This window comes from Mammaliicoccus sp. I-M35 (genome assembly GCF_022386455.1).
Lineage (GTDB): Bacteria > Bacillota > Bacilli > Staphylococcales > Staphylococcaceae > Mammaliicoccus > Mammaliicoccus sciuri_A.
Window position 1 is genome coordinate 107,895 of the sequence record NZ_JAJNIL010000004.1, and the last position, 24,003, is coordinate 131,897.

The 24,003-nt window shown below is 32.8% G+C and carries 17 protein-coding genes, 3 pseudogenes and 1 riboswitch; of the genes and pseudogenes, 8 read left to right on the plus strand and 12 right to left on the minus strand.

Annotated features, from left to right (window positions below; translation table 11 throughout):
• The 4 genes and pseudogenes from opp4B to opp4A form a co-directional block, all read right to left on the minus strand.
• On the minus strand, positions 1-963 hold the full coding sequence (opp4B, locus tag LQ679_RS06225; RefSeq protein WP_239762278.1) for an oligopeptide ABC transporter permease: 963 nt from the start codon (positions 961-963) through the stop codon (positions 1-3).
• The gene (locus tag LQ679_RS06230; protein ID WP_037589226.1) at positions 944-1,948 is read right to left on the minus strand and encodes an ABC transporter ATP-binding protein; all 1,005 of its coding nucleotides are present in this window, start codon (positions 1,946-1,948) and stop codon (positions 944-946) included. The genes opp4B and LQ679_RS06230 overlap by 20 nt, the downstream gene beginning before the upstream one ends.
• Positions 1,941-2,951, minus strand: coding sequence for an ABC transporter ATP-binding protein (locus LQ679_RS06235; protein WP_239762279.1), 1,011 nt, complete (start codon positions 2,949-2,951; stop codon positions 1,941-1,943). Before LQ679_RS06235 ends, LQ679_RS06230 begins: the two co-directional genes overlap by 8 nt.
• Before the next feature lie 128 nt (positions 2,952-3,079).
• Positions 3,080-4,813, minus strand: a pseudogene (opp4A, locus tag LQ679_RS06240) (oligopeptide ABC transporter substrate-binding protein).
• Between the two features lie 257 nt (positions 4,814-5,070).
• On the opposite strand from opp4A, the gene LQ679_RS06245 reads away from it, so the two are divergent.
• Complete coding sequence (locus LQ679_RS06245) at positions 5,071-5,373, plus strand: hypothetical protein (RefSeq protein WP_037589223.1); 303 nt, start codon at positions 5,071-5,073, stop codon at positions 5,371-5,373.
• Positions 5,374-5,609: 236 nt separating this feature from the next.
• The gene (locus LQ679_RS06250) at positions 5,610-7,412 is read left to right on the plus strand and encodes an acyltransferase family protein (protein WP_126477632.1); all 1,803 of its coding nucleotides are present in this window, start codon (positions 5,610-5,612) and stop codon (positions 7,410-7,412) included.
• A gap of 185 nt (positions 7,413-7,597) precedes the next feature.
• Here the strand turns inward: LQ679_RS06250 and LQ679_RS06255 are convergent, their stop codons facing one another.
• From LQ679_RS06255 to LQ679_RS06275, 5 genes are all read right to left on the minus strand, one after another.
• Entirely contained in the window at positions 7,598-8,563 is a 966-nt protein-coding gene (locus LQ679_RS06255; RefSeq protein ID WP_239762313.1) for an LLM class flavin-dependent oxidoreductase, read from the minus strand.
• Between the two features lie 5 nt (positions 8,564-8,568).
• Entirely contained in the window at positions 8,569-8,865 is a 297-nt protein-coding gene (locus tag LQ679_RS06260; RefSeq protein ID WP_159316029.1) for a DUF3219 family protein, read from the minus strand.
• Positions 8,866-8,999: 134 nt separating this feature from the next.
• On the minus strand, positions 9,000-9,200 hold the full coding sequence (locus LQ679_RS06265) for a hypothetical protein (RefSeq protein WP_126477634.1): 201 nt from the start codon (positions 9,198-9,200) through the stop codon (positions 9,000-9,002).
• Between the two features lie 147 nt (positions 9,201-9,347).
• Complete coding sequence (locus tag LQ679_RS06270; protein ID WP_037589219.1) at positions 9,348-9,689, minus strand: transcriptional regulator, SarA/Rot family; 342 nt, start codon at positions 9,687-9,689, stop codon at positions 9,348-9,350.
• Positions 9,690-10,028: 339 nt separating this feature from the next.
• Positions 10,029-11,732, minus strand: a complete 1,704-nt coding sequence (locus LQ679_RS06275) for a YSIRK-type signal peptide-containing protein (RefSeq protein WP_239762280.1) — start codon at positions 11,730-11,732, stop codon at positions 10,029-10,031.
• A gap of 517 nt (positions 11,733-12,249) precedes the next feature.
• Here LQ679_RS06275 and LQ679_RS06280 point away from each other — a divergent pair.
• The 3 genes and pseudogenes from LQ679_RS06280 to LQ679_RS14935 form a co-directional block, all read left to right on the plus strand.
• Positions 12,250-14,121 (plus strand): BglG family transcription antiterminator, encoded by a 1,872-nt coding sequence (locus tag LQ679_RS06280; RefSeq protein ID WP_239762314.1) that lies wholly within the window; start codon positions 12,250-12,252, stop codon positions 14,119-14,121.
• Between the two features lie 79 nt (positions 14,122-14,200).
• Positions 14,201-15,656: pseudogene (locus LQ679_RS06285) on the plus strand (PTS fructose transporter subunit IIC); the annotation flags it as partial.
• Positions 15,657-15,727: 71 nt separating this feature from the next.
• A pseudogene (locus tag LQ679_RS14935) lies at positions 15,728-16,162 on the plus strand (PTS sugar transporter subunit IIA); the annotation flags it as partial.
• A 51-nt stretch (positions 16,163-16,213) separates the two neighbouring features.
• Here LQ679_RS14935 and LQ679_RS06290 read toward each other — a convergent pair.
• A complete protein-coding gene (locus tag LQ679_RS06290) occupies positions 16,214-17,362 on the minus strand; it encodes an NAD(P)-binding domain-containing protein (RefSeq protein ID WP_126477637.1) in 1,149 nt (382 codons plus the stop codon).
• 136 nt (positions 17,363-17,498) lie between these two features.
• Positions 17,499-17,599: riboswitch (TPP riboswitch) on the plus strand.
• Between the two features lie 109 nt (positions 17,600-17,708).
• On the opposite strand from LQ679_RS06290, the gene LQ679_RS06295 reads away from it, so the two are divergent.
• Both LQ679_RS06295 and LQ679_RS06300 read left to right on the plus strand, forming a co-directional pair.
• Positions 17,709-18,461, plus strand: a complete 753-nt coding sequence (locus LQ679_RS06295; protein WP_126477638.1) for a 3-oxoacyl-ACP reductase — start codon at positions 17,709-17,711, stop codon at positions 18,459-18,461.
• Between the two features lie 30 nt (positions 18,462-18,491).
• Positions 18,492-19,799: an NtaA/DmoA family FMN-dependent monooxygenase gene (locus tag LQ679_RS06300; RefSeq protein ID WP_239762281.1), complete on the plus strand. Its 1,308-nt coding sequence runs from the start codon at positions 18,492-18,494 to the stop codon at positions 19,797-19,799.
• Here LQ679_RS06300 and LQ679_RS06305 read toward each other — a convergent pair.
• Positions 19,796-20,719, minus strand: coding sequence for an AEC family transporter (locus tag LQ679_RS06305; protein ID WP_159316039.1), 924 nt, complete (start codon positions 20,717-20,719; stop codon positions 19,796-19,798). The two genes, LQ679_RS06300 and LQ679_RS06305, sit on opposite strands and share 4 nt — an antisense overlap.
• Before the next feature lie 797 nt (positions 20,720-21,516).
• Here LQ679_RS06305 and LQ679_RS06310 point away from each other — a divergent pair.
• A complete protein-coding gene (locus LQ679_RS06310) occupies positions 21,517-22,761 on the plus strand; it encodes a Glu/Leu/Phe/Val family dehydrogenase (protein ID WP_239762282.1) in 1,245 nt (414 codons plus the stop codon).
• A 269-nt stretch (positions 22,762-23,030) separates the two neighbouring features.
• Here LQ679_RS06310 and LQ679_RS06315 read toward each other — a convergent pair whose 3' ends face one another.
• Positions 23,031-23,942: an osmoprotectant ABC transporter substrate-binding protein gene (locus LQ679_RS06315; protein WP_107572955.1), complete on the minus strand. Its 912-nt coding sequence runs from the start codon at positions 23,940-23,942 to the stop codon at positions 23,031-23,033.
• Positions 23,943-24,003: the final 61 nt, after the last annotated feature.

Consider the following 24,003-nt stretch of genomic DNA (forward strand, 5'->3'; position numbering starts at 1 on the left):
TTAGTTACTCTTGATTCGTGGATCTACTAAACTATATGAAATATCCGAAATTAAATTGGCTAATAACCCTAAAAATGAAAAGAATAATAATAACGACATCATGAGTGGATAATCTTTACCACCAATAGATTCAATCAGCAACTTCCCAATTCCAGGATAAGAAAAGATTGATTCAGTTATAACTGCTCCACCAAATACAGATAATACGTCAGATCCAAAAAATGTAACAATCGGAATGATTGAATTTCTTAAAATATGTTTATTATAAATTTTAGATTCCGATAACCCTTTCGAACGTGCTGTACGTATATAATCTTTTCTCGATACTTCGATAATGTCATTTCGTAAGAATTGTATATAACTTGCAGTTGATAATAACCCCAATATCATTCCTGGTAAAATAGCGTGATATAACTTACTTATATAATATGCCAAACTACCTTGTTCAAGTCCTATTTCAACAGATCCTGAAAATGGAAACCAGCCTAATTGAAATGCAAATACATATATTGCAAACACACCAGCTACAAATGAAGGTATGGCTAACATAAGATAATTCAACACTTGTATACTATAATCGTATAAACTATATGGTTTCCTACCCGAAATTATGCCAAGTGGAAATGCAATCATATATGTAATGACTAAACTGATAACACCTAATAAAATCGTATTAGGCATACGTTCTTTTACTAAATCCATAACTGGTCTTTTATATCTAATTGAATCACCTAATTCTCCATGAAGTATTTTATTCCCCCATGTAAGATACTGTTTATAGAGCGGATCATTGAGTCCTAATTTTTCTCTTTGTTCTTCATAATATTTCGAACTAACATTAGGTAGCTTTTGACCAGTAAACGTATCTCCTGGTTGCATTTTAGCTAAACCAAAAATAACAATAGAAATTAAAAATAGTAATGGAATCATGAGTAATAATCTTCTAATAATTAGAGTTGTCATTTACTTTCACCTCATCTTCTAGCAGAATACATGCAGCATAATGTTCGTCTCCAACTTTACGATAGCTCGGTTTTTCAACTGAACATTCTTTTCTCACATAAGGACATCTTGTATGGAATGGACAACCTTTTGGCGGATTACTCGGTGATGGTAAATCACCTTCTAATAAAATTCTCTTCTTCCGCTTCGAAGGATCTATTTCCGGAATAGCTGAAATTAACGATTGCGTATAAGGATGTCTAGGATTTTCATATATTAAATCAGCGGGTCCTTTTTCTACAATATGTCCTAAATACATCACACATATATAATCACTTACATGTTTAACAACGCTTAAATCATGCGCAATAAATAAGTAACTCAGTCCAAATTCTTTTTGTAAGTCTGCCATGATATTTAATACTTGAGATTGTACAGATACGTCTAATGCACTTACTGGTTCATCCGCAATAATCAATTTAGGTTTTAACGCGAGCGCTCTAGCGATACCTACACGTTGCCTTTGTCCTCCAGAAAATTCATGCGCATATTTATAGTAAGCTTCTTCGTTAAGTCCAACTTTTTCTAGAAGTTCCATCACTTCTGATTTCACTTCTTCTTGAGATTTCTTGTAATAATTTCTAATTGGCTCTCCAATAATATCTCCAATCATCTGCATTGGATTCAACGAAGCATAAGGATCTTGGAATACCATTTGGAATCCTTTTCTCACTTGTCTTAAAGACTTTCCTTTTAATTTCGTAATGTCTTGATCACAAAATATAATTTCTCCAGATGTTGCCTTTTGTAATTGTAAAATGGTTCTACCAGCTGAAGATTTACCACATCCTGATTCACCAACAAGTCCGACAGTTTGTCCAGCTTTAATATTAAAAGAAATACCATCGACTGCTTTTACTTCTCCAACTTTACGCTGAAAAACACCACCTTTAATTGGGTAGTACTGTTTAAGATTTTTAACTTCTAATACATACTCATTAGACATGTAATGGACCCCCTTTTTCTGATATCGATTCATCGTATAAATGACACGAAACTTTATGTTGTTCATTTATAGAGATATCTTTTAAATTTGTCGTTGCACAGGCGTCCATAGCAAATGGGCATCTATCATAAAAGTTACATCCAACACTCGGTATTTTATCTATTGAAGGTACAGAACCTTTAATCGTTTCTAATTTATCTTGTTTGATATCTAATCTTGGTATCGTTTTTAATAGTAATTTCGTATATGGATGTTTAGGATTATTAAATATTTCTTCCACTGAAGCACGTTCAACAATTTTACCTGCATACATAACTGCGACAGTATCACATATTTCTGCAATAACCCCTAAGTCATGTGAAATAAAGATAACGCCCATATCCGTTTCATCTTGAACATTCTTCAATAAATCTAATATTTGCGCTTGAACAGTTACATCTAGTGCTGTTGTAGGCTCATCTGCAATAAGTAATTTAGGGTAGCAAGAAATCGACATAGCAATCATGACTCTCTGCCTCATACCTCCAGATAATTGGTGAGGGTACTCGTTAATAACTTGCTGTGCTCTTGGTATACCTACCTTTTTCAATAGATCTATCGCTCTTTCTTTAGCTTCTTGCTTAGAAATATTTAAGTGTAATAACATCATTTCAATTAATTGATTACCTATTGTAAATACTGGATTAAGTGATGTCATCGGTTCTTGGAAAATCATAGCAAGTTCTTTTCCTCTAATATTATTTAATTGTTCATTTGTATATTGATCAATACGTTCACCCATGTATTTGATCTCACCTGAATTAATTTTCGCAATTTTTTCAGGTAATAATTTTAAAATCGACATACTTAACACCGATTTCCCAGAACCAGATTCTCCTACAATCCCCAAGATTTCACCTTTCTCTAAAGTTAAATTAACATTAGAAATCGCATTGTAGTTCTTACCGTTTATATCAAATCCCGTACTTAAATTATGTATTTCTAATAAATGATTACCATGCATATTATCCCCCCGTTAGTTAGTAAGTCCTTCACCTTTTATAAAGGTTCAAATGTTACACTAATAGATATGATAAGAGTCTGGAACATTAGTACTCGTCCCAGACTCAAAAAATTAACGCACTAAAATATTTATTTATCTTCTTCTACAGCCCATTCGTAGATTGGATTTGCACCTTTTAATGAAACTTCATAATTTTTAACTCTTTTATTTACAGCTGTTGTATCAATTAATTCAGTAAGTGGAATTGCTGGAATTTCTTCTGCCCAGATTTTTTGCCACTCTAGATATTTCTTCTTACGCTTATCTTGGTCTTCACCTACAATTTTTACGTCTAAAGCTTCATCTAATAATTTGTCTGCTTTTTCATTTTTATACCTTGTTTCATTCCAAAGTGCTGTTGATTTATACATTTCTGATGGATCTGGGTCTGCTCCTTGAATCCAAGTACGGAAGTATACTTCCATATCTTTAGAGCCTTTCTCTAAATCATCATTATATTTACCAAATTCAACCATTTCTACTTTTGTTTTTAGACCAATTTTTTCCCAATATCCTTTAAGTGCTGCTGTACGAGGTTCAAATGTTGGGTTTGTTCCTGCATAGTGCTTAAGATTGATTTCAAACTTTTTACCATCTGGATCTTCTCTAAAGCCATCACCATCTTTATCTTTGTATCCTGCTTTATCTAATAATTTTTCTGCCTTTTTAACATCATATTTGTATTCTGTTACTTCACCTTTTTTAGCACCACTCCAGTGTGATGATGGAATTAAACCATTTAACGGTTTACCATAACCATGATAGAATGCTTTAATCCATTCATCACGATTGATCGCATATGCCATAGCTTGTCTTAATTCCTTAGATTGATATTTAGGACGTGCTTTACCGATTTCATTCTTCTCTTTATCGTAATCATTCAACACAAAACCAATAATTGCATAAGATGTTGACGGTGATTCTAATAATTTAACGTTTTCAGATTTACTATCTTTAATTTCTTTAGCAATCGGTGGTGAAACAGAAGATATATCAATTTCCCCTTTTTCTAAAGCTTGTGCAATTGAAGTTTGTTCTACAACTCTTAAATTAATTTTGTCTAACTTAGGTTCACCTTGCCAGTAATCTTTATTCTTAACAAATTCTACTGATTCTCCATCAACAATATTTTTAACTTTGAAAGGACCTATACCTATAGGATTTTTACGAACTGCATCAGATTTAGCCATCTCTTTTACAGGAATATCTTTAAATACTTTTTCACTAATAAGTGATCCAGTCCATAAAGCATATAAATTGTTTGCTTTTTCTTTCTTAAATGTAATTTCTACAGTGTAGTCATCTATTTTCTTAATACCTTCTACTTTGTCTGCTTTACCAGCATGTTTCTCTTCGGCACCTTTAATAAGCTCAACACCACTATAACGTGGACCATCATAGTCTTTATTAGCTAATGTTTCTAAAGTAAAAATCCAATCGTTAATAGTAAGTGGATTGCCATCATGTCACTTAATGCCTTTTTTCATTTTGAAAGTATAAGTTAAATTGTCTCCATCTTTCTTATCCCATGACAAAATATGTGGCTTTATTTGTAAATGATCATCGAAATCAACTAATCCATCGTTGAAATAACCGATAACTTCAGAATCACCTGCTGTACCAGCAAAAATACTTTGGAAGTTACCTTCAGGTGCATCGCCGATACCAACTTTCAAAGTGCCACCTTTAGCATCACTTTTTCCAGTTTTATTTTCCATAGCTGATTCCTTTTTAGAATCCTTATCTTCCCCTTTGCCACATGCTGCTAATACAAGCATTAAACTTAAACATACTAATAAAAAAGTTTTCCAATATGGTTTCATATTTATACCCCCTTGTGTTGTTAAAGTATGTATATATAGTAAATATTTTAATTATTCTGTAAACTTTGTCAATAACTGGTAAAAATATTATAATTTAATAATTCTACAATTATTACGTATGTAAAATATTTTGTTTTTTTATCTGAGCTTTCTATTTGTAATTTCTCTCGTGTAATAATACACTATTGTTAAATAGATATTTGTCTCTTGCTTTGAATTTTGGATATTCATTATGAGTAATCAAGGAGGTTTTTCAAATGACTGTTGAAGGTAAAAATCTTATAAAAGTGAACCGGCAGAATGAACAAAGATCTTCAGAGATTTCAGTTATGATTGAAGAAGGTGGTTTAGGCGCTGATAATTACTATCAAATTATTAAGCCAAACGCGAGCCATAGGGAAACAGAAGAAAACATTTTCCAATTCGAAGATGAAGTTAGTCAAAAAAGTGATTCTGATTTAATCGACTTACTTATTGTAAATGCACAGGAACATACTGCAGAGAATTACAAAGAAGCACAAAATATTATTAAAGCTGAGTTATTGAAACGAATGTGTTAAGAGGATATACAATATGAGGCTGGACCATGGTTGATATGGTCCAGTTTTTTATTTATTTCACCGGCTAACGATCTTGTTTCGGTTTCTTGAACGTTACAATTTCTAACGATCTTGTTTTCGAGTCTTGATCGTTAGCCCCTTTCTCTCCATTATCCTTTTTTTGTATATCCTTGGTAAATTATGGTACAATATTTCTTATTGGAAATTTTTACAATTTATTGAGGAGACAATGAGAAATGAATGGTCAAATGAAAGAGATAAAGTCACATCCAATTCGTTATTTATATGGTCTAGATGGCTTGCGTGCAATTGCTGTTATAGCTATCATCATTTATCACCTTAATCCTAAGTGGTTATCGGGTGGTTTTTTAGGTGTGGATACTTTTTTTATCATTTCTGGCTATTTAATTACGAGCTTATTAATCCATGAATATCAACATACTGGCACGATTAACCTCTTACATTTTTGGAAGAAACGTATTAAAAGGTTACTGCCGGCAGTCTTATTTTTATTAAGTATTGTACTCATATATACCTTATTATTTGAACCGAGTATTATTAAAAGTGTAAAACAAGATACGTTTGCTGCTTTATTTTATGTATCCAACTGGTGGTATATTTTTCATCATGTTAGTTATTTTGATAGCTTCAAAGTGATGCCACTTAAACATTTATGGAGTCTAGCGATTGAAGAACAATTTTACGTATTTTGGCCAATTTTATTAATGATATTACTTCGCATTAAAAAGTTAAAAAGGCATTTTGTTTTAGTTGTATTTATAGCTTCTCTTATTTCATTATTGTTAATGATTTTAATTGCTGAACCGAATGTTGATAATTCAAGAGTATATTTCGGAACAGACACTAGATTACAAACTTTACTATTAGGTGTAATACTAGCATACATATGGCCGCCTTTTAGATTGAAACAGCATATTATAACGCCGTTAAAGATTGGAATTGAAACGATAGGTTGTATTTCAATTGCGCTATTAATTTACTTTATGTTGACTGTTTCATCCAGTGACAATTGGTTATACTTTGGTGGTATTTATCTTATATCTTTAAGTTCTTTACCTGTTATCGCGAGTGCTGTTCATCCTAGCACGTTATTATCTAAAGTATTAGGTAATCGATTATTGTTATGGATTGGACAGAGATCTTATAGTTTATATTTATGGCATTACCCTGTCATAACATTTATCAATAAACATTTCGTTCAAGGGCAAATCCCTTTTTACATGATATTGATAGAAATCATATTAACGTTACTGTTAGCTGAATGTTCATATCGTTATGTTGAAGTACCTATTAGAATACACGGGCTAGCGTATTTCAAACCTGGAAAAGCTCAATTAAAATCACTTATTGCTAAGAGTAGCATTACTTTAGTATTAATTGGTCTTACGTTAACAATACTTTCAGGACATTTTGATTATTTACAACAAACGCAAAAACATCATGCCAAGACGACTTTTAAAGTTTCAAATCACGACCATAAAAATAGTTTGATCTTACCTATTCCTAAAATTAATGTTAATAGCGAACAAACCCATAATCATAAAGGGAAGCATCAAGATAAAATGTTATTTATCGGTGATTCCGTCATGGTTGATATCGGGGAAGAAATACATAAAGCATATCCAGATGCAATAATAGATGGTAAAGTCGGTCGTAATTTAAATGACGCTATTCCACTCGTTCAAGAAAAATACAGTACATTTAATAAAGCCAATCAACAAGTCGTACTTGAACTTGGTACGAATGGAGATTTTTCTTATGATGATTTGACAAAGCTCATTAAAATGTTTGGTAATGCGCATGTATATGTCGTTAATACACACGTACCAAGAGATTGGGAACAAAGTGTCAACAAGAAACTTTCAAAAGCAGCAGATTCACATAAGAATGTTCAATTAGTCAATTGGTATCAAAAAGCAAAAGACCATTCAGAATACTTCGCCTATGACGGCGTGCATTTAGAATATAAAGGCGTACAAGCACTCGTATCCGAAATAAATAAACACATCAAGTCATAATATTTGAAATTAACAAAAAACAGTCTAGAACCCTATTTTGTTCTAGACTGTTTTTTTCGTTTAGCTCGTATTGTTTCTTCTATAATTGAACCGACTATGAGACCGACTGAGATGATGATTTTTCCTATTAATAAAATCATACGAAATCACCTTTTAATATCATATTTGAGTTCTGAAACAAGTATTTATATTTGTGCTAATAATCTATAAGATTGCATTCTATCCTCATGCGTTATTGTATTTGTACTGACCATGATTTCATCACATTGATATTCAGTTCGAATTGCTTGAAGTCTTGATTGAACGGTTTCAACATCACCAATAATCATATTGTCTTTCATGTCATTAAGCATTTCTTTTTCACGATCACTTAACGCATCAAATGTTTGTACTTTTTCTTTTTTATCTTCACCTTGTGCTTTAGGTATTAAACTTTCTATAGCAAGTGCTTCCGCTTCTTGATTAGTCTCTGCACATATGACAGATACCGTTACAATCACTTTAGGTGTTTCTTGATTTCTTTGTTCAAAATGTTCACGGTAACGATCCACAATTGCACGACCATTTTGATCACTCATAAAAGCACCAAACACATATGGTATGCCATTTTTAGCAGCAAGTAAAGCACTTTTCTCACTTGTTCCTAATAACCACGGTGTTGGTGGTACATCAGGTTGTGGTAACACATTTACTTTATGATATTCGTGATCTACAGGAAATTGCCCTTCCAAGAACATCAATAATTCTTCTAACAGTTCTGGTAAAGCCCACACTTGTTTCAAAAACTGCGTCGATAACGCATTAGTTGCTTCAGCTGAGCCACCAGGTGCTCTTCCTATACCTAAATCTACTCTATTCGGAAATAAAGTAGCCAAAGTATTAAACTGTTCTGCAACTTTATACGGTCTATAATGTGGTAACAAGATGGCACCTGCACCAATTTTTATACGGTTTGTATGCGCACCAATATAAGAAAGTAATACCTCTGGCGCTGAACTTGCAAGGTTGGACAAACCGTGATGTTCAGTTAGCCAATATCTTTCATAACCTAAAGCCTCTCCTAATTGTGCTAATGCCAACGAATCTTTAAAAGCATCACTCGCTGTTTGACCAGGTGCTATCGGTGATTGATCAAGTATACTCAATTTCATACCGTTCATCCCTTTTGGTCCTCTCGTATTTCTTTAAGCACAAGACGGTACACCGCAACTTGATTGTCCTCATATAAATTTGTTAAAGACGTTGAATAATTATAGATTTCACCTTTAAACTTCTTATCTTTATCCGGAACTTCAACATCAAAACGCCCTCTATATAACAAAACTGCAATATCGTGATACGCTTCACTCGTTACATTAAATTCAATTGTTACTTTATATAAACCATCTACAGTTTCGTCTTCAAAAAATGTTAATGGAATTTTCATTTCATCTAAATATATATTTTCAACCAATTACGTCACCTTCAAAGTTTATATTTATTATCTAAGTTCAGTATAATATGTCGAAAGATATAATACATGCATTCTGTTTATAGTAAGTGAGCATTATGATGAGCTCAAGTATAATTGATATGTAACTTGTAGCCTTATTTTTCTAATGCTTTTTGGTACTCATATAACGCAATAACCGTTTCAAATTTAAGCTTATTGATATCGTGTATACCTTGTCTAATTTGTTTAATAGTAGTCGCTGCAATTCCGATATCTTTATTGATTCTATATGCGCTAATATCCTTGTTGTCTATTAACTTTTGTACCGTTGATATAACTTCTTGAATTGGTTCCATTTTCATTACTCCTTATATAATTTACTTATTTTCTAACATTTATTATTTACACTAATATTACCTTATTACCCAATTAATTTAAACATCAGTTATGTGCAGAACCGCCTTTAAAAAAATAACCTCCTACCTATTAAGTAGGAGATTTATTTAAAATTTTAAATCTTTTTCGTCTAACGTTTCTTCAATAAAGTCTAACGTATCTCTTATTGCTTCTAAATCAATATCAAATAATATTATTTTTCTTTCATCTTGAACATCTCGTTTTTTCTTAAAATACCCTAATGATTCAAGATTTTTTAAAGATGATGCAATTTCAGATGAAGAAGTGTTGTACATAAGTTTCCTCAGACGTCGCACATAAATTTTTGTAGCATTCATTTCATTTATATAAAACAACGTTATAATGTCTATTTTCTTTAACTTCTTCTTATCATGTATTTGATTCAAAACATCTTTTCTATGTAATTCATATTGTATAATGCCTTTCATACTAACCTCTCCTAACCTTTAAAAGCACTCAACTAAATATATTATTGAAACTCAAATACAATAAACATATTTTTCAATTCATTAGCTGCTATGGAATATACTAATAAATGAATACTCTATAATTTAAATATATGAGCCTTTTCTACACTAAGAAAAGGCTCATTATTTTTGGATTCAATAAACATCTATCCTCAGTCCTACACTAAATAAGAAGAATAAACTTACTTCATCTTCTCTATATTTAGAAATGACCAAATCTTAAACAATATTTAGTTCTTTATCGTTCAAACTTATACAAACATCACTTTTAACTAACCTTTTAAATTACATATCTTCTTTTTATTTAGTTACTTTTCTTCTCTTGAATAAGAGGAAGCTAGCACCAAATATACCTATTAAACTACCAATTAAACCTTTATCAACATTAGCTTCACCCGTATTCGGAAGCATTTGACTTTTATGATCTTTGTCACTATGCGTGTTCATATTTATTTTTCCAGAAGACATATTATTTCCATTATCATTATTTTGGTTATTCATATTTTCAGATTTAAGAGGAACCATCGTTTTATCTTTATTTCCTGGATTGTTAGCTTTAATTGGTTCCATTGGCTTCATTGGTTCCATTGGTTGCTCTGGTTGTTCCGGTTGTTCCGGTTGTACTGGCTCTTCTGGCTTCACAGGTTTGTTACCATTACCGTCACCTTTTTGCCAATCATATTTTAAAAGTTTTTTACCAGACCATGTAGTACCTTCTGGTGCAGTTGAATTGTTTGAAAAATAAAATTCATCCATACTTTGTTGTTGTTTAATATTATCTGCAAGTAAAACTGGGACTGCTACTGTATAACCATAACCTTGCTCTACATCCATAGAAACAGTAACTTTCCCTTTAGAGCAAACGACTTTTATGTTGTATTTATCCGCATCTTTAATTGTATTTACGAGCGTATAGTTATTTTTAGCAACACCATAGTGTAAATTTAATCCATACTTTTCAATTGCTTCACAGTTATAATATGCATCTGGATAATTTTCAGAAATGAATTCTACAGTATGTCTGCCTGACTCTTTAAATTGAGGCGTTGAATACATATGTAAAATATCACTTACTCCTTCTTTATATTCTTGAACTGGCGTAAGAGATTCTGTATATCCAGTATATGTACTTACTTTAAGATTTAATGTATTATTTGTTGATACAAAATTATCATTAATCAATAATCCAACTTCTCGAGAAGTGTTGTTTTCCCAAATTGGTGAAGTTGCTTTTGTAACAATATTTAAGTTTGCATTTATGTCAGTATGTGTATCAAAGTAATTATCAGCAGTAAATATTAATTTGTTGTTCTCATAATTAACATTTCCTAATAATTCCCCTTCTTTATCATAAACATCTAACATCTTTGATCCACTATACTTATTCATATAATCTGGTAGCGTTATTTCAAACTTATCTCCAGGCTTTGCATTAGGATTAAATGTCATATTTAAAGCTAGATTAATATTTGTATTGTAATCAATAGTACTTCCATTCTCAGGAGATAACATCTTAACACTAATGTCTTGAATAATTGATTGATTGTCTGTTTCTGCTGAAGTTACAGTCATTCTATCTGTATTTTCATTACGTTCATTATTTGAATCTGTATTTGCAGTTTCATTTGGTTGAGTGATATTTGATTCCATGTTTTCTTCTGTTGTATTTGAAGTTTGATTGCTGTTTGGCTGTATTTCTTCTGTTGTTGCTTCATTTACACTTTCTGATTCTGTATTTTTATCATCATTTTGCAAGCTTTCTTTATTTTCCGCTTCGTTAGTGTTAGTGTCTGTGTTTTCCGTCATGTTGTTTGCGTTATTTATAGGATTTTCTTCACTCATTGTACTTTCTTCGGTCATAACATTTTCAGTAGCTTGATCATTCTCAGCTGCTTGCGCTTCTTGATTGACCCCTAAAAATATTAGTACCCCTAATAATACTGATCCTGTGCCAATAGAGTACTTTCTAATACTAAACCTTTGTTTATTAATTTTCCTTTCCACCTTAACTTCCCCATCCTTTTATCAAAACGTAAAATATGAAGTTTGCTTTGTAAATGATGTAAATATACACAATAAACTTCAGAAAAATTATACAATACATTTTGTAAAATTTTCAAGTACTTTTTATATAATTTTATAAGAATTCGATATTTTATTTAATATTTACGTTACAGTTGTTTTATTTATAAATAATTGTATGAATAAAAAATGTTAACAATGTAAAAACAAATATTTCCGTATATTAATTTAGTTTTATTCAAAGAATCTTGCTTATACACTATTTATTTTTATCGCATTAATTTAGCTTTATTAATATAGTTCTTATATTATTTTCCTACTATCCTTAACTACAAAATCAACAGTATAAGATTATTTTTTTAGTTTTTTAAAATAGTTATTTTAAGTGGAATTAAAGAACACTCACAACTAATTGGACACTCTAGAATTATCGTTATTTGTCATCCATTCATTAAACGCTTACAATATAATATGAATCTAAATGTGGACTTGAAATGTGGTGGGATTATTGTTAGAAAGACATGTGAAATTAATGAGGCTATTACTTTTAAATCGTGATAGTTATTTAAACGGGACTGAAATAGCTGACTATTTGAATGTTTCAAATAGAACTGTAAGAAGCGATATTAAATATATTAATAGTGAAATTAAAGATGTTATTATCAGTATTAAAGGGCGTGGTTATCAATTAAATCACGAGTTGTATCAAACTGAAGAGATAGAATCCATATTGAATCAATATACGGAAAAGAACGGCCAAACACTCATCAAGATGGCTTATCAATTATTAATGTATAAACAATCTGTTACGCTTGAACAATTATCTGAAGACTATGCTTTAACGAAGAATGAACTTATCGATCATTTAAACCAAATTCAAGCTTGGTGTGAATCTTATGACGTTGCGATTAAACTTGTTAAAAGAAAAGGTATTACGGTAAGTGGCAATGAAATGGATATTCGCAACGCTATTCTTCATTTAAACCAACTCTCTACAAACAATGTTAAGGTAGAGGACTTCATTTTGAATGAAATCCCAAAAGCACATAGCGAATTAATGATGCATATTATGGAACAACATTTAGAGCATAACCATATTCAAACTTCAAAAGTACATATTAAACAGTTGCTCGTACACCTAATCATTATTTTCAAAAGAATCCACGATACAACAGAACAATGGGATATTAATCAAGAGGCATTGGCCATTTCCCGGGCAATTATAGAAGATATTAATAGACAACTTAAATACACTTTAAGTGATGAAACAGCTAAGCTATTTTCATTTTTTATTAGCTATTATTTTGATAAATATGATCTTGGCTTTAAGCAAATATTTATTCAAAGTTATATTGAACGTTTAATTTATCAAATGAACTCGAAAGTCGGTATTGATTTTATGCAAGATGCTGTACTTCGTGAAAATGTTTATTCACATTTTAGCAGAACATATTTGCGTATCGTTAAGAACGTTTATATTAACAATCCACTTACAGAGGATATTAAACAGCAATACCCGTTTGTGTTCAATGCATTATATGAAACGGTTCATTTATTGGAAGAAGATGCACAACTCAATTTAAGTGAAGACGAGATAGCCTTTTTAGCATTGCATTTTCAATCATCAATAGATCGTAATGTACAAGATCAATTTAATGTTGTCATTACTTGTTATTATGGACTGGGCATTTCTAGCTTGTTAGAAGCAAAAATTCAAAAGTTAAACCATAAAATTAATATTACGGATACGATTAAACTTGAAGACGTTTCAACTTACCCATTTTCTAATACGGATATACTCGTTACAACACACGAAATTGATATGAAACAGATACCAAGTAACGTGCAAGTTGTTCAAGTATCGCCTTTATTTCCAGAAGAAGATGCACATAAATTCCAAACCATTTTAAATCAAAAGCAAAACCCTATTTTAAACAACGATGCATTATTGCCTATCGACTTTCTATCGGTACCAATCGAAACAGACATACATTCTACTGTTGATATATTCCAACATGCGGAACGTTTGCTTAATCAACAACATGCAATATCAAGTGGGTATATTGAAAGTGCATTAGAAAGGGAGAAGTTCTCATCAACTTATATTGGAAACGGCATTGCTATTCCACATGGCGACCCTACTAAAGTCTTTAAGTCACATGTATTAATGTTTAGACTCCAACAAGAAATAGCATGGAAACAGCATAAAGTTCATTTAGTATTCTTCTTATCTATTGCAGACAAAGATAAACAAGTAATGAAGAAAATCATACACAGTATTGCTGCATTAACAGAACAAGATGTTAAACATTTACTAAAATTAGAAGATGAACCATTCAAACAATATATCATTGATCGTTTTAAAGAATAATTGCCACTACTAACGGCAATTATTCTTTTTTATGTTTCAGTGAATGCGTTTACAATTGAATTAAGAAGGAGCTGACGTTATGAAAATTTTAGCAATTACATCTTGTCCAAACGGGATTGCACATACTTATATGGCTCAAGAAAAATTAGAACAAGCCGCAAAAGAAATGGGCATAGATATTAAAGTAGAAACACAAGGTGGTGTCGGTGCAGAAAATGTTCTGACATCAAAAGAAATTAGAGAAGCGGACGGTATTATTATCGCTGCTGACAGACAAGTTGATTTATCAAGATTTGACGGGAAAAGATTAATTAACGAAAGTGTTAGAGAAGGTATTCACAACCCTAAATTATTAATTCAACGCATCATCGATCAAGATGCGCATATCCATCATGAAAAAGGTGGCAATAAACAAACAGATGATGACGAAGATCAAAAAAGCGGTCTACAAATGGTCTACCAACATTTAATGAATGGTGTTTCATTCATGGTGCCATTTATCGTAGTCGGTGGTTTATTAATGGCTATTGCTTTAACTTTAGGTGGGCATACAACACCTGAAGGGCTTAAAATTCCTGATGATTCATTCTGGAAATCTATTGAAAATATCGGTAGTTTAGCATTTAGCTTTATGGTCCCAATTCTAGCTGGTTACATTGCAGTTAGTATTGCTGATAAACCAGGTTTAGTACCAGGTATGATTGGTGGCGCAATTGCTGCTGATGGTAGCTTTTACGGAAGTGAAGCTGGTGCAGGATTCTTAGGTGGTATTGTTGCTGGTTTCTTAGCAGGTTATATTGCTAAATGGATTAAAAACATTAAAATTCCTAAAGCAATGGCACCGATTATGCCAATTATCATTATTCCTATTATTTCTTCAATTATTGTAGGACTTATTTTCATATTTGTTATCGGCGCACCGATTGCCAGTATTTTTGAAGGCTTAACAACATGGTTAAAAGGTATGCAAGGTACAAATAGTATTATCTTAGCGCTTATTATCGGAGCTATGATTGCATTCGATATGGGTGGTCCAGTAAACAAAGTTGCTTTCTTATTCGGATCAGCTTTAATTGCTGAAGGAAACTATGCCGTTATGGGTATGGTTGCAGTAGCTGTATGTACACCACCTATTGGTTTAGGTCTTGCTACTTTTATCAATAGACGTAAATTTAATAAAGGTGAAATTGAAATGGGTAAAGCATCATTTACAATGGGCTTATTCGGTATTACTGAAGGTGCTATTCCATTCGCCGCACAAGACCCATTACGTATTATTCCCGCAAATATGATTGGTGCAATGGTTGCAGCAGCTATTGCAGCTATAGGTGGCGTTGGCGATAGAGTTGCACATGGTGGTCCGATTGTAGCTGTACTTGGTGGTATCGATAAAATACTATGGTTCTTTATTGCTGTCATCATCGGAAGTAGTGTTACAATGCTTGTCACACTTTTATTAAAGAAAAAAGAAGCAACAGTTGCAACACCTGAAATGGAATCATCTAATAGCGGTATCACAACATCATTTATGGGATTAGATGAAGATGATAACGATCAAAAAGAAACAACCACTTCAAATGATGAAACTCAGAAAGAATCAGAACAAGTCTTTCACGAAAAGGTTATTACGATAGAAGACGCTGAGATGTCTCGAGATGACGCAATCGATAAACTGATTCACAATTTAAAACATCACAACTTTATAGACGATGAAAAAGCGTTAAAAGAAGCTGTATTGAAACGCGAATCAGAATCAACAACAGCAATTGGAATGAATGTAGCCATCCCACACGCTAAATCAAACGTTGTCAAACAACCTGTCGTAGCTGTTCTAAATAACAAACATGGTGTTGTATGGGAAAGTTTAGATGAAACACAACCTAAGATCATCTTCTTAATTGCTGTACCAAATGATAGTAGTGACACACACTTGAAGTTATTACAAAGACTGTCACGTACGCTTATGGACGATGATACAAGAGAAAAATTAATCAACGCTGAAAGTACAGAAGCTATTTATAACATTTTGAAAGAAATTTAATTTAAAAAGCCTGGAACGAATATGTTCCGGGCTTTTCTATGTCTTATAAGTCTAACTGCATTGCTCTATTTCGTGATACTTTTCACCTATCTTACGTGCCGCTTCTCTTCCACCCATAATATTTCTAGCGAAAGGTCCCAATTCTAAATCAGCTAATCCACCTGATACGAATAAATTCGGCAGCCATTCTAAATGTTTGCTAATTTCAGGATACCCACATTTATTGAGTGGTGCTTTATATTCATGAATTAAACGATTTAATATTGGTTGTGTTAATAAAGTATTATCAAATCCTGTTGCCAATAATATATGGTCATAATCCATATGTTTCCCATCAACTGTTATGATTTGATGATTGTTAATATAATCTAATTCATTGAGATGTATCGTAAGTCTGCCCTTTTTCACATATTTCTTTAATCTAATGAATAACTCTTGTGGCATCGAACCTTTATGACGTTCTTTTAAGACAATATTCATCTTCTCTTCTGGATCTATTACTTTTGAAAAGCTTGCCATATTTTTAGGTCCTAACCACCCTGGATCAGCATCAAAATCATGAATTTCTAACGGCTTGTTCGTCCATAAATGCACATGCTTTTCATCATCATGATAAATTAATTTTAACGCTAAATGTGCTGCTGATATCCCACTTCCAACAACATGTGAACTTTCATCAAATTGAATATTTGCATCTTCAAAAATATGTTGTACATCTGGTGCATTCTCATACATTTTTGGAACCTTTGGCTTATGGTTACAACCAGATGCGATAATGACATTCTGTGTATATATCATCTTCCCTGATTCCAATACAACACACCAATTATCTCGATATTTCTTTATATCTACTGCAGTATCTTTAACATGACATTCATGTAATCGGTAATATTCAACTTGTTCTGCTGTATGGTCCATAAACATATCTCTTTTCGGTCTCTTATACTTACCATAAATGCCACCTGCATAATCCATTTTCTTAAAATATTGTTTTAAATGAAAAGGATTTGGGTGAACATGGTGTACGATTGGAGATCTTAAATAAGGCATACTAATATTTTGCGTTCGATGATCAAATTGATGACAGAACACATCGTGCGGGTCAATAATTGTTAAGTCTTTATTTTTTAATCCTTTAATTTTTAATTCTAATGCTATCGTTATCGCGTGGATACCACCACCTACTATCGTCCACTTCATCTTATCACCTTTATTCTTTTTTTAAATCGTAATCAGTACGTTTTATATCATAACCGATTTTACCTATCGTTTGCAACTGAACATTTATACAAACTTGACATCGATTATTAAAAACTATACATTGAAAGTAATTAAATAGATGCACTAGGGGTGTTTTTTAACTGAGATGAGTATGAACTCGAACCCTTTGAACCTGAACTAGATCGTACTAGCGTAGGAAAGTGTTTGTGAAAAGAATTTATAGGGATGACTATGCCCTTTTTATAAATATCTTTGTTTTTACACAACTTTCTTACGAGAAGGTTGTGTATTTTTTTATTTAAAATTCTATATGGGAGTGTTACATATGACAAAGACAATTTTAGTAACAGGTAGTAGTAGAGGATTAGGCGCAACAATCGCACGTACATTAGCATCTGAAGGACATCAAGTCATCATTAATTATCATAATAGTAAAGCGTTAGCAGAACAGTTAGTTGCTGAAATCGGTGCAGAACAAGCGATTGCTATTCAAGCGGATGTGACAAGTCGTTCTGAAGTTGACCAGTTAATTGACGAAGGTACGATACATTTTGGAAAAATTGATGTCGTTGTCAACAATGCTTTAGTTAACTTTAAATTTGACCCAGTAAAACAAAAAGCATTCGTCGATCTTGCATGGGAAGACTATCAACAACAAATCGATGGCACATTAAAAGCAGCATTTAATATCGTGCAAAGTGTTGCACCACAATTCATAGAAAGAAAACAAGGTGCTGTCATTAGTATTGGTACGAACTTATTCCAAAATCCTGTCGTACCTTATCATGAATATACAACTGCGAAAGCTGGTTTAATAGGTTTCACGCGTAATATCGCTGCTGAATTAGGTCAATACGGCATTACAGCCAATGTTGTTTCAGGTGGCTTACTCAAAACGACCGATGCCAGCTCTGTAACAACACCTGAAGTATTCGACTTAATTGCTCAATCAACACCTCTTAAAAAAGTTACTTCACCACAAGATGTCGCAAATATGGTGAGCTTCCTTGCTTCTGATAAAGCAAGTGGTATAACTGGCCAAAATTATACTGTAGATGGCGGCTTAACAATGAACTAGAATTCCAAAAGAGAGATAAGGAGAATAGAAATGCGTAATTTAAGAAGTGATCAACTCAATATTGGTGTCTTATTATATGGCTGTGGCCATCATCAAGCTGCATGGCTTATGGAAGACTCCTCTATCGAACAGATTGGTGATATCTCTTATTATCAATCATTAGCACAACTATCAGAAAGAGGTTTATTAGATGCCGTGTTCTTTGCAGATAATCAATCTTTCCCTGCAAAGTCAGATAGTGAATTACCTGCATTCTGGTTAGATCCGATTGTGAACTTAACTGCTATATCACAAGTTACACAACATATTGGTTTAGTTTCAACAATCTCAAGTTCATTTTCAAACCCTTATACTGCTGCAAGGCAAATTTTAACACTCGACCATGCAACGAATGGTCGTGTTGGTTGGAACTTAGTAACATCTATGACAGATATAGAAGCTCAAAATCATAGTATGAAAGCTTTACCTCAGCATGATGATAGATATCATAAAGCACAAGAATTTGCTGAATTGATGGACAAACTATTTACATCTTGGCATAAAGAAGACTTCGTTCATGACCGTCATAACAATAAAGTGATTAATCATGAGCATGTGCGTGCTTTTCATCATTCTGGCGATTATTTCCAAGTAAATGGACCGTTATCGACACCAAGTAGCCCACAAGGGAAACCTGTCGCTATGCAAGCTGGTGCATCCAAACAAGGTATTGCATTAGCTGTCAAACATGCAGATGCAGTTTATTCAGTATCATGGAATTTGAAACAAGCGAAAGCTTATAGAAATAAACTAAATACGGCCATCAGCGAAAGTGATACACCTGAGAAATATATTAAAGTCTTCCCAGGATTAGTCACTTATGTTGGAGAAACACGTGAAGAAGCCCTTCTTAAAAAAGAAAAATTAGATAAAGCTTTACCAATTGAAAATGCCATCAAACAATTAAGTACGTTTGTTAGACAAGATTGTTCGAAATGGGCATTGGATGAACCTGTCCCAGAACTTCCACCTGTTGAAGCATTCGATGGTCCAGTAGGCAGATATGAAACAATTTTAGAAATTATAGAAGATACCAAACCTACAGTGAGAGAATTATTAGGATATCTCAATGCAGGTGGTGGGCATCTCACATTAATAGGAACACCTGAAGAAATAGTAGATGAAATGGAACTTTGGTTTAAGTATGGTGTTGCAGATGGCTTTAATTTAATGCCACCTACTTTACCACATAGTCTTGAAGATTTTGTAACATACATCGTTCCAGAATTACAACGACGTGGACTCTATAGAGAAGCTTATTCAAGTCAGACATTTAAAGAACTTTTAAATGTCCATTAAAAAATCAAATAAGATAAATAAATGACAACAACAACTGAAATAGAACTAAACAACGTAGACATGAAGACTAATTCTGCAGCTAAAGCTGGATAATTATCATATTCTTGCGCAATAACTGAACTGTTCACAGATGTTGGCATCGCTGAAGCAATAAATAATGTTTGTGCGATAATGCCATCTAACCCCATGCATTTTATGATGACAAATGCGATGGCTGGTCCAACAACTAATCTTATAAAGATATAAATATAAGAAGATGACCATTTAAAATTAAGTTTAATATTGGCAATTTGAGCACCGAGAAGAATTAAAGCAATCGCAATCATAGCATCAGACAAATAACTGACAGTCGTCCACATGAACTCAGGAATTGGAATATGATTATAATTTAAAATAATAGCAAGAACGAGTGCATATATAATAGGCATCTTAAAATAATTGAGTAATGCTTTAAGTTTACCTAATTGAACAGATTGAATTGCGAAGACACCATATGTAAACGTGAAGACATTTTGCAGTGTTAATACAATAACTTGTGCAGACATTGCGAGTGGATCACTTTTAAATACAATATCATTTAACGGCGCACCGTAGTTACCAGAGTTAAAGAAAAGTACACTGTTTGTTAAAGTCGTCTCTTTACCCTTATCTAAATTTTGCATTTTGGCGATAGCAAAAGCGACGATATATAAAGCAATTATGTATATAACGAAGAATACGATGATTAACAATAATAAATTGACTGCTAACTCAGCTTTGTAAAACTTCGCAAAAATAAATCCAGGCACAAACACATTGATATTTAATTTTGCGAGCGTACGTAAATCAAGTTTCACACGCTTTTGAAGCACATAACCTAACGCTGTCATTAGAAAAATCGGTACAACAACCGTTAGTAAAATATTGAGCATTTCAGACAAAAAGACACCCCCACGATGTATAAGATAAGTTTTTGATAGTAATATCATAACATTCTTAGAAAATTGTTGGGGTGTCTTTTTAATATTGCAAATAATCGTGTGCTGTATATGAGAGAATGATACAGGATTTGAATCATGTTAGGGCTGGGATGTGCGAGAGAATTAGGTTTTTGTGGAACTCGTGTGTTAATTAGGGATTTAACTCACGTGTTTTGTAATCTTGTGGGTTTACTACCTCTTTAACTCACATCTTCGGCGATCTCGTGTGTTTATTCCGACTTTAACTCACATGTTTTGCAATCTTGTGAGTTTACTACCTCTTTAACTCACATCTTCGGCAATCTCGTGAGTTTACTATCTCTTTAACTCACATCTTCGGCAATCTCGTGAGTTTACTACCTCTTTAACTCACATCTCAGCCATTATTCTCATTCCACTCATTACTCAATTTATAAAATATACATTATTGCTTCATGAACCTCTTTTCTACACCTCTTCATTTATATAAAAAAGAAGAATCTTGGACAAAAATTCATTTGTCCAAGATTCATTCACACTAGTAAATATAATGGTTTCATTATATTTGTATATGCTCGTAATTGAATTATATCATGTCTTCCAATTACTACCAACTACTTACACTCACTACATTAAAATACATCAAATTTTATCATTATACATATTTGAATTTTTAGTAAATTCAGTTTATTTTATTGAAAACCATTTTCATTTGTATTATGATTTTATTTAATATGTTTTTTTTAGACTTTATTTTAACCAACAAAGGAGCGTCAATCATGAGTGAAAATAGCAATCTTGTAACTTCTACACAAAATATAATTGAACAAGCTTTATATAAATTAGGGTACGATGAAGGTCTTTTTGAATTGATTAAAGAACCTGCTAGATTTTTAAGAGTTCGTATTCCAGTTAAAATGGACGATGGATCTGTAAAAACTTTTACAGGATATCGCTCACAACATAATAGTTCAGTGGGACCTACTAAAGGTGGCGTCCGCTTCCACCCTGATGTAGATGAAAATGAAGTAAAAGCATTATCTATGTGGATGACTTTAAAATGTGGTCTCGTTAACTTACCTTATGGTGGTGGTAAAGGTGCCATTCAATGTGACCCTCATAGCATGAGTCAAAATGAATTAGAAAGATTGTCACGTGGATATGTTAGAGCAATTGCTCAAATCGTTGGACCTACTAAAGATATCCCTGCACCAGATGTATATACGGATGCTCAAATCATGTCTTGGATGATGGATGAATATAGTATTATGCATAAAGTTAACGCGCCAAATTTCATTACAGGTAAACCAATCTCTTTAGGTGGTTCACTTGGTCGTGAACAAGCAACAGCATTAGGTGCTGTAATTACGATTGAAGAAGCGGCTAAACGTAAACATATTAATATCGAAGGTTCAAAAGTTGTTATTCAAGGATTTGGTAATGCCGGTAGCTTTATCGCTAAAATCCTCCATGATAAAGGTGCAAAAATTGTATGTATCTCAGAAAGTCGTGGTGCTTTATATGATCCAGAAGGTTTAGATATTGATCATTTATTAGAGCTTCGCAAAGAACACGGTAGAATCACACCTCTATTTGATAACATTATTCCGAACGAAGATATATTTGGAATTGATTGTGACATTTTAGTACCAGCAGCTTTAGCAAACCAAATTACCGCACAAAATGCAGGAGACATTAAAGCGAGTATAGTAGCAGAAGCGGCTAACGGTCCTACAACACAAGAAGCAACTCGTATTCTGACAGAAAATGATGTACTTTTAATTCCCGATGTACTTGCCAGTGCTGGGGGTGTAACTGTTTCATATTTTGAATGGGTACAGAACAATCAAGGACTTTATTGGTCCGAAGAAGAAGTGAATCAGTTATTAAGAACTAAGATTGTCGAAGCTTTTGACAAAGTATATGACATTTCACAAAAGAGAAAACTAGACATGAGATTATCAGCTTACGTTGTAGGTGTTAGACGTACAGCAGAAGCAACACGATTCAGAGGATGGGCTTAATAAATAGAGTATTAATGAAAATAGTGAAAGTCTTGGCTTTACTCGGTACTTAAGCCACGACTTTAGCCATCTCTTGGCTTTATTCAATACTTAAGCCAAGACTTGAGCGATCTCTTGGCTTTACTCAGCACTTAAGACACGACTTCAGCCATATCTTGGCTTAACGACTCTATTAAGCCAAGAATCACCTATCTCACTTATATTTCACCCTCAATATGTATCAAAAAAGCAGGAACCTCACTTGTGGTTCCTGCTTTTTACTATATTAACTATTCAAAATAGTGATGTGCTTTAAGGAATTTTTCTGCGATTATAGCAGGCTCTTCTTTTTTACCGTCTGCTTGATAATTCAATTCTTGCATTTTTTCAGTGGATACTTTCCCAACTAATTTTTCTATAGATTTTTTAGCTTTTGGATTATGTTTCAAATATTCATTTGTTGCTAATGGGCTGGCGTCATATGGTGGGAAGAAGTGACGATCATCTTCTAGTGTCACTAAATCATAAGCAGCTATTCTACCGTCTGTTGTATAACCAAGTGCTGCATCGATGCTTTTATTCTTCAATGCATCATATACAAGTCCGATTTGCATTGTTCTAATATCTTTAAATTCAAATCCGTATGCTTTTGAAAAAGCTGGATAGCCGTCCCCTTTTCGTTTAATCCATGTAGGATCACTTGCTACTCTTAATTCATCTTTATGCTTTGCTAAATCTGAAACTTTTTTTAAATTGTACTTTTTAGCTGTTTCTTTAGTGACTGTGAATGCGAAGGTATTTTCAAATCCATATGAGTCAAAAAATGTTTGATCAAATTTCTTTTGAAAACCTGTTTTAACAGCTTTCTCAGCTTTTTTAGTATTTGTAATGGGTTCAGAGTTTAAAGCACCTACTAAATCAGTACCTGTATATCTTGTTGCGGATATTTGCGCATTATCATTTAATATCGCGTTATGTTCAATTACCGCAGAACCAAGATTATTTACAATTATCGGTTTTACTTGTCCTTTTGTATCATGCTCGATTTGTAAGCGAATCATATGCGCCATGATTTGAGACTCGCTTGTAGCAAGCGCCGTAATTTTCACTGTATCAGACGATGCGCCACCTAAGCCTGGTAAAGTACAACCGCTTAATAATAATGTACAAATTAAAATTAAAGTAAGTTTTTTAAATTTGATAACGATTCTCCTCCATTTTATGTATATTTGTATAGTATTATATTAGCATAAATTGATTGCC

What these genes read in the sequence shown, in the direction of transcription:
- opp4B (WP_239762278.1), bottom strand. Translation starts at nt 963, where the DNA reads ATGACAACTCTAATTATTAGAAGATTATTACTCATGATTCCATTACTA.
- LQ679_RS06230 (WP_037589226.1), bottom strand. Translation starts at nt 1,948, where the DNA reads ATGTCTAATGAGTATGTATTAGAAGTTAAAAATCTTAAACAGTACTAC.
- LQ679_RS06235 (WP_239762279.1), bottom strand. Translation starts at nt 2,951, where the DNA reads ATGCATGGTAATCATTTATTAGAAATACATAATTTAAGTACGGGATTT.
- LQ679_RS06245 (WP_037589223.1), top strand. Translation starts at nt 5,071, where the DNA reads ATGACTGTTGAAGGTAAAAATCTTATAAAAGTGAACCGGCAGAATGAA.
- LQ679_RS06250 (WP_126477632.1), top strand. Translation starts at nt 5,610, where the DNA reads ATGAATGGTCAAATGAAAGAGATAAAGTCACATCCAATTCGTTATTTA.
- LQ679_RS06255 (WP_239762313.1), bottom strand. Translation starts at nt 8,563, where the DNA reads ATGAAATTGAGTATACTTGATCAATCACCGATAGCACCTGGTCAAACA.
- LQ679_RS06265 (WP_126477634.1), bottom strand. Translation starts at nt 9,200, where the DNA reads ATGGAACCAATTCAAGAAGTTATATCAACGGTACAAAAGTTAATAGAC.
- LQ679_RS06270 (WP_037589219.1), bottom strand. Translation starts at nt 9,689, where the DNA reads ATGAAAGGCATTATACAATATGAATTACATAGAAAAGATGTTTTGAAT.
- LQ679_RS06290 (WP_126477637.1), bottom strand. Translation starts at nt 17,362, where the DNA reads ATGAAGTGGACGATAGTAGGTGGTGGTATCCACGCGATAACGATAGCA.
- LQ679_RS06295 (WP_126477638.1), top strand. Translation starts at nt 17,709, where the DNA reads ATGACAAAGACAATTTTAGTAACAGGTAGTAGTAGAGGATTAGGCGCA.
- LQ679_RS06300 (WP_239762281.1), top strand. Translation starts at nt 18,492, where the DNA reads ATGCGTAATTTAAGAAGTGATCAACTCAATATTGGTGTCTTATTATAT.
- LQ679_RS06310 (WP_239762282.1), top strand. Translation starts at nt 21,517, where the DNA reads ATGAGTGAAAATAGCAATCTTGTAACTTCTACACAAAATATAATTGAA.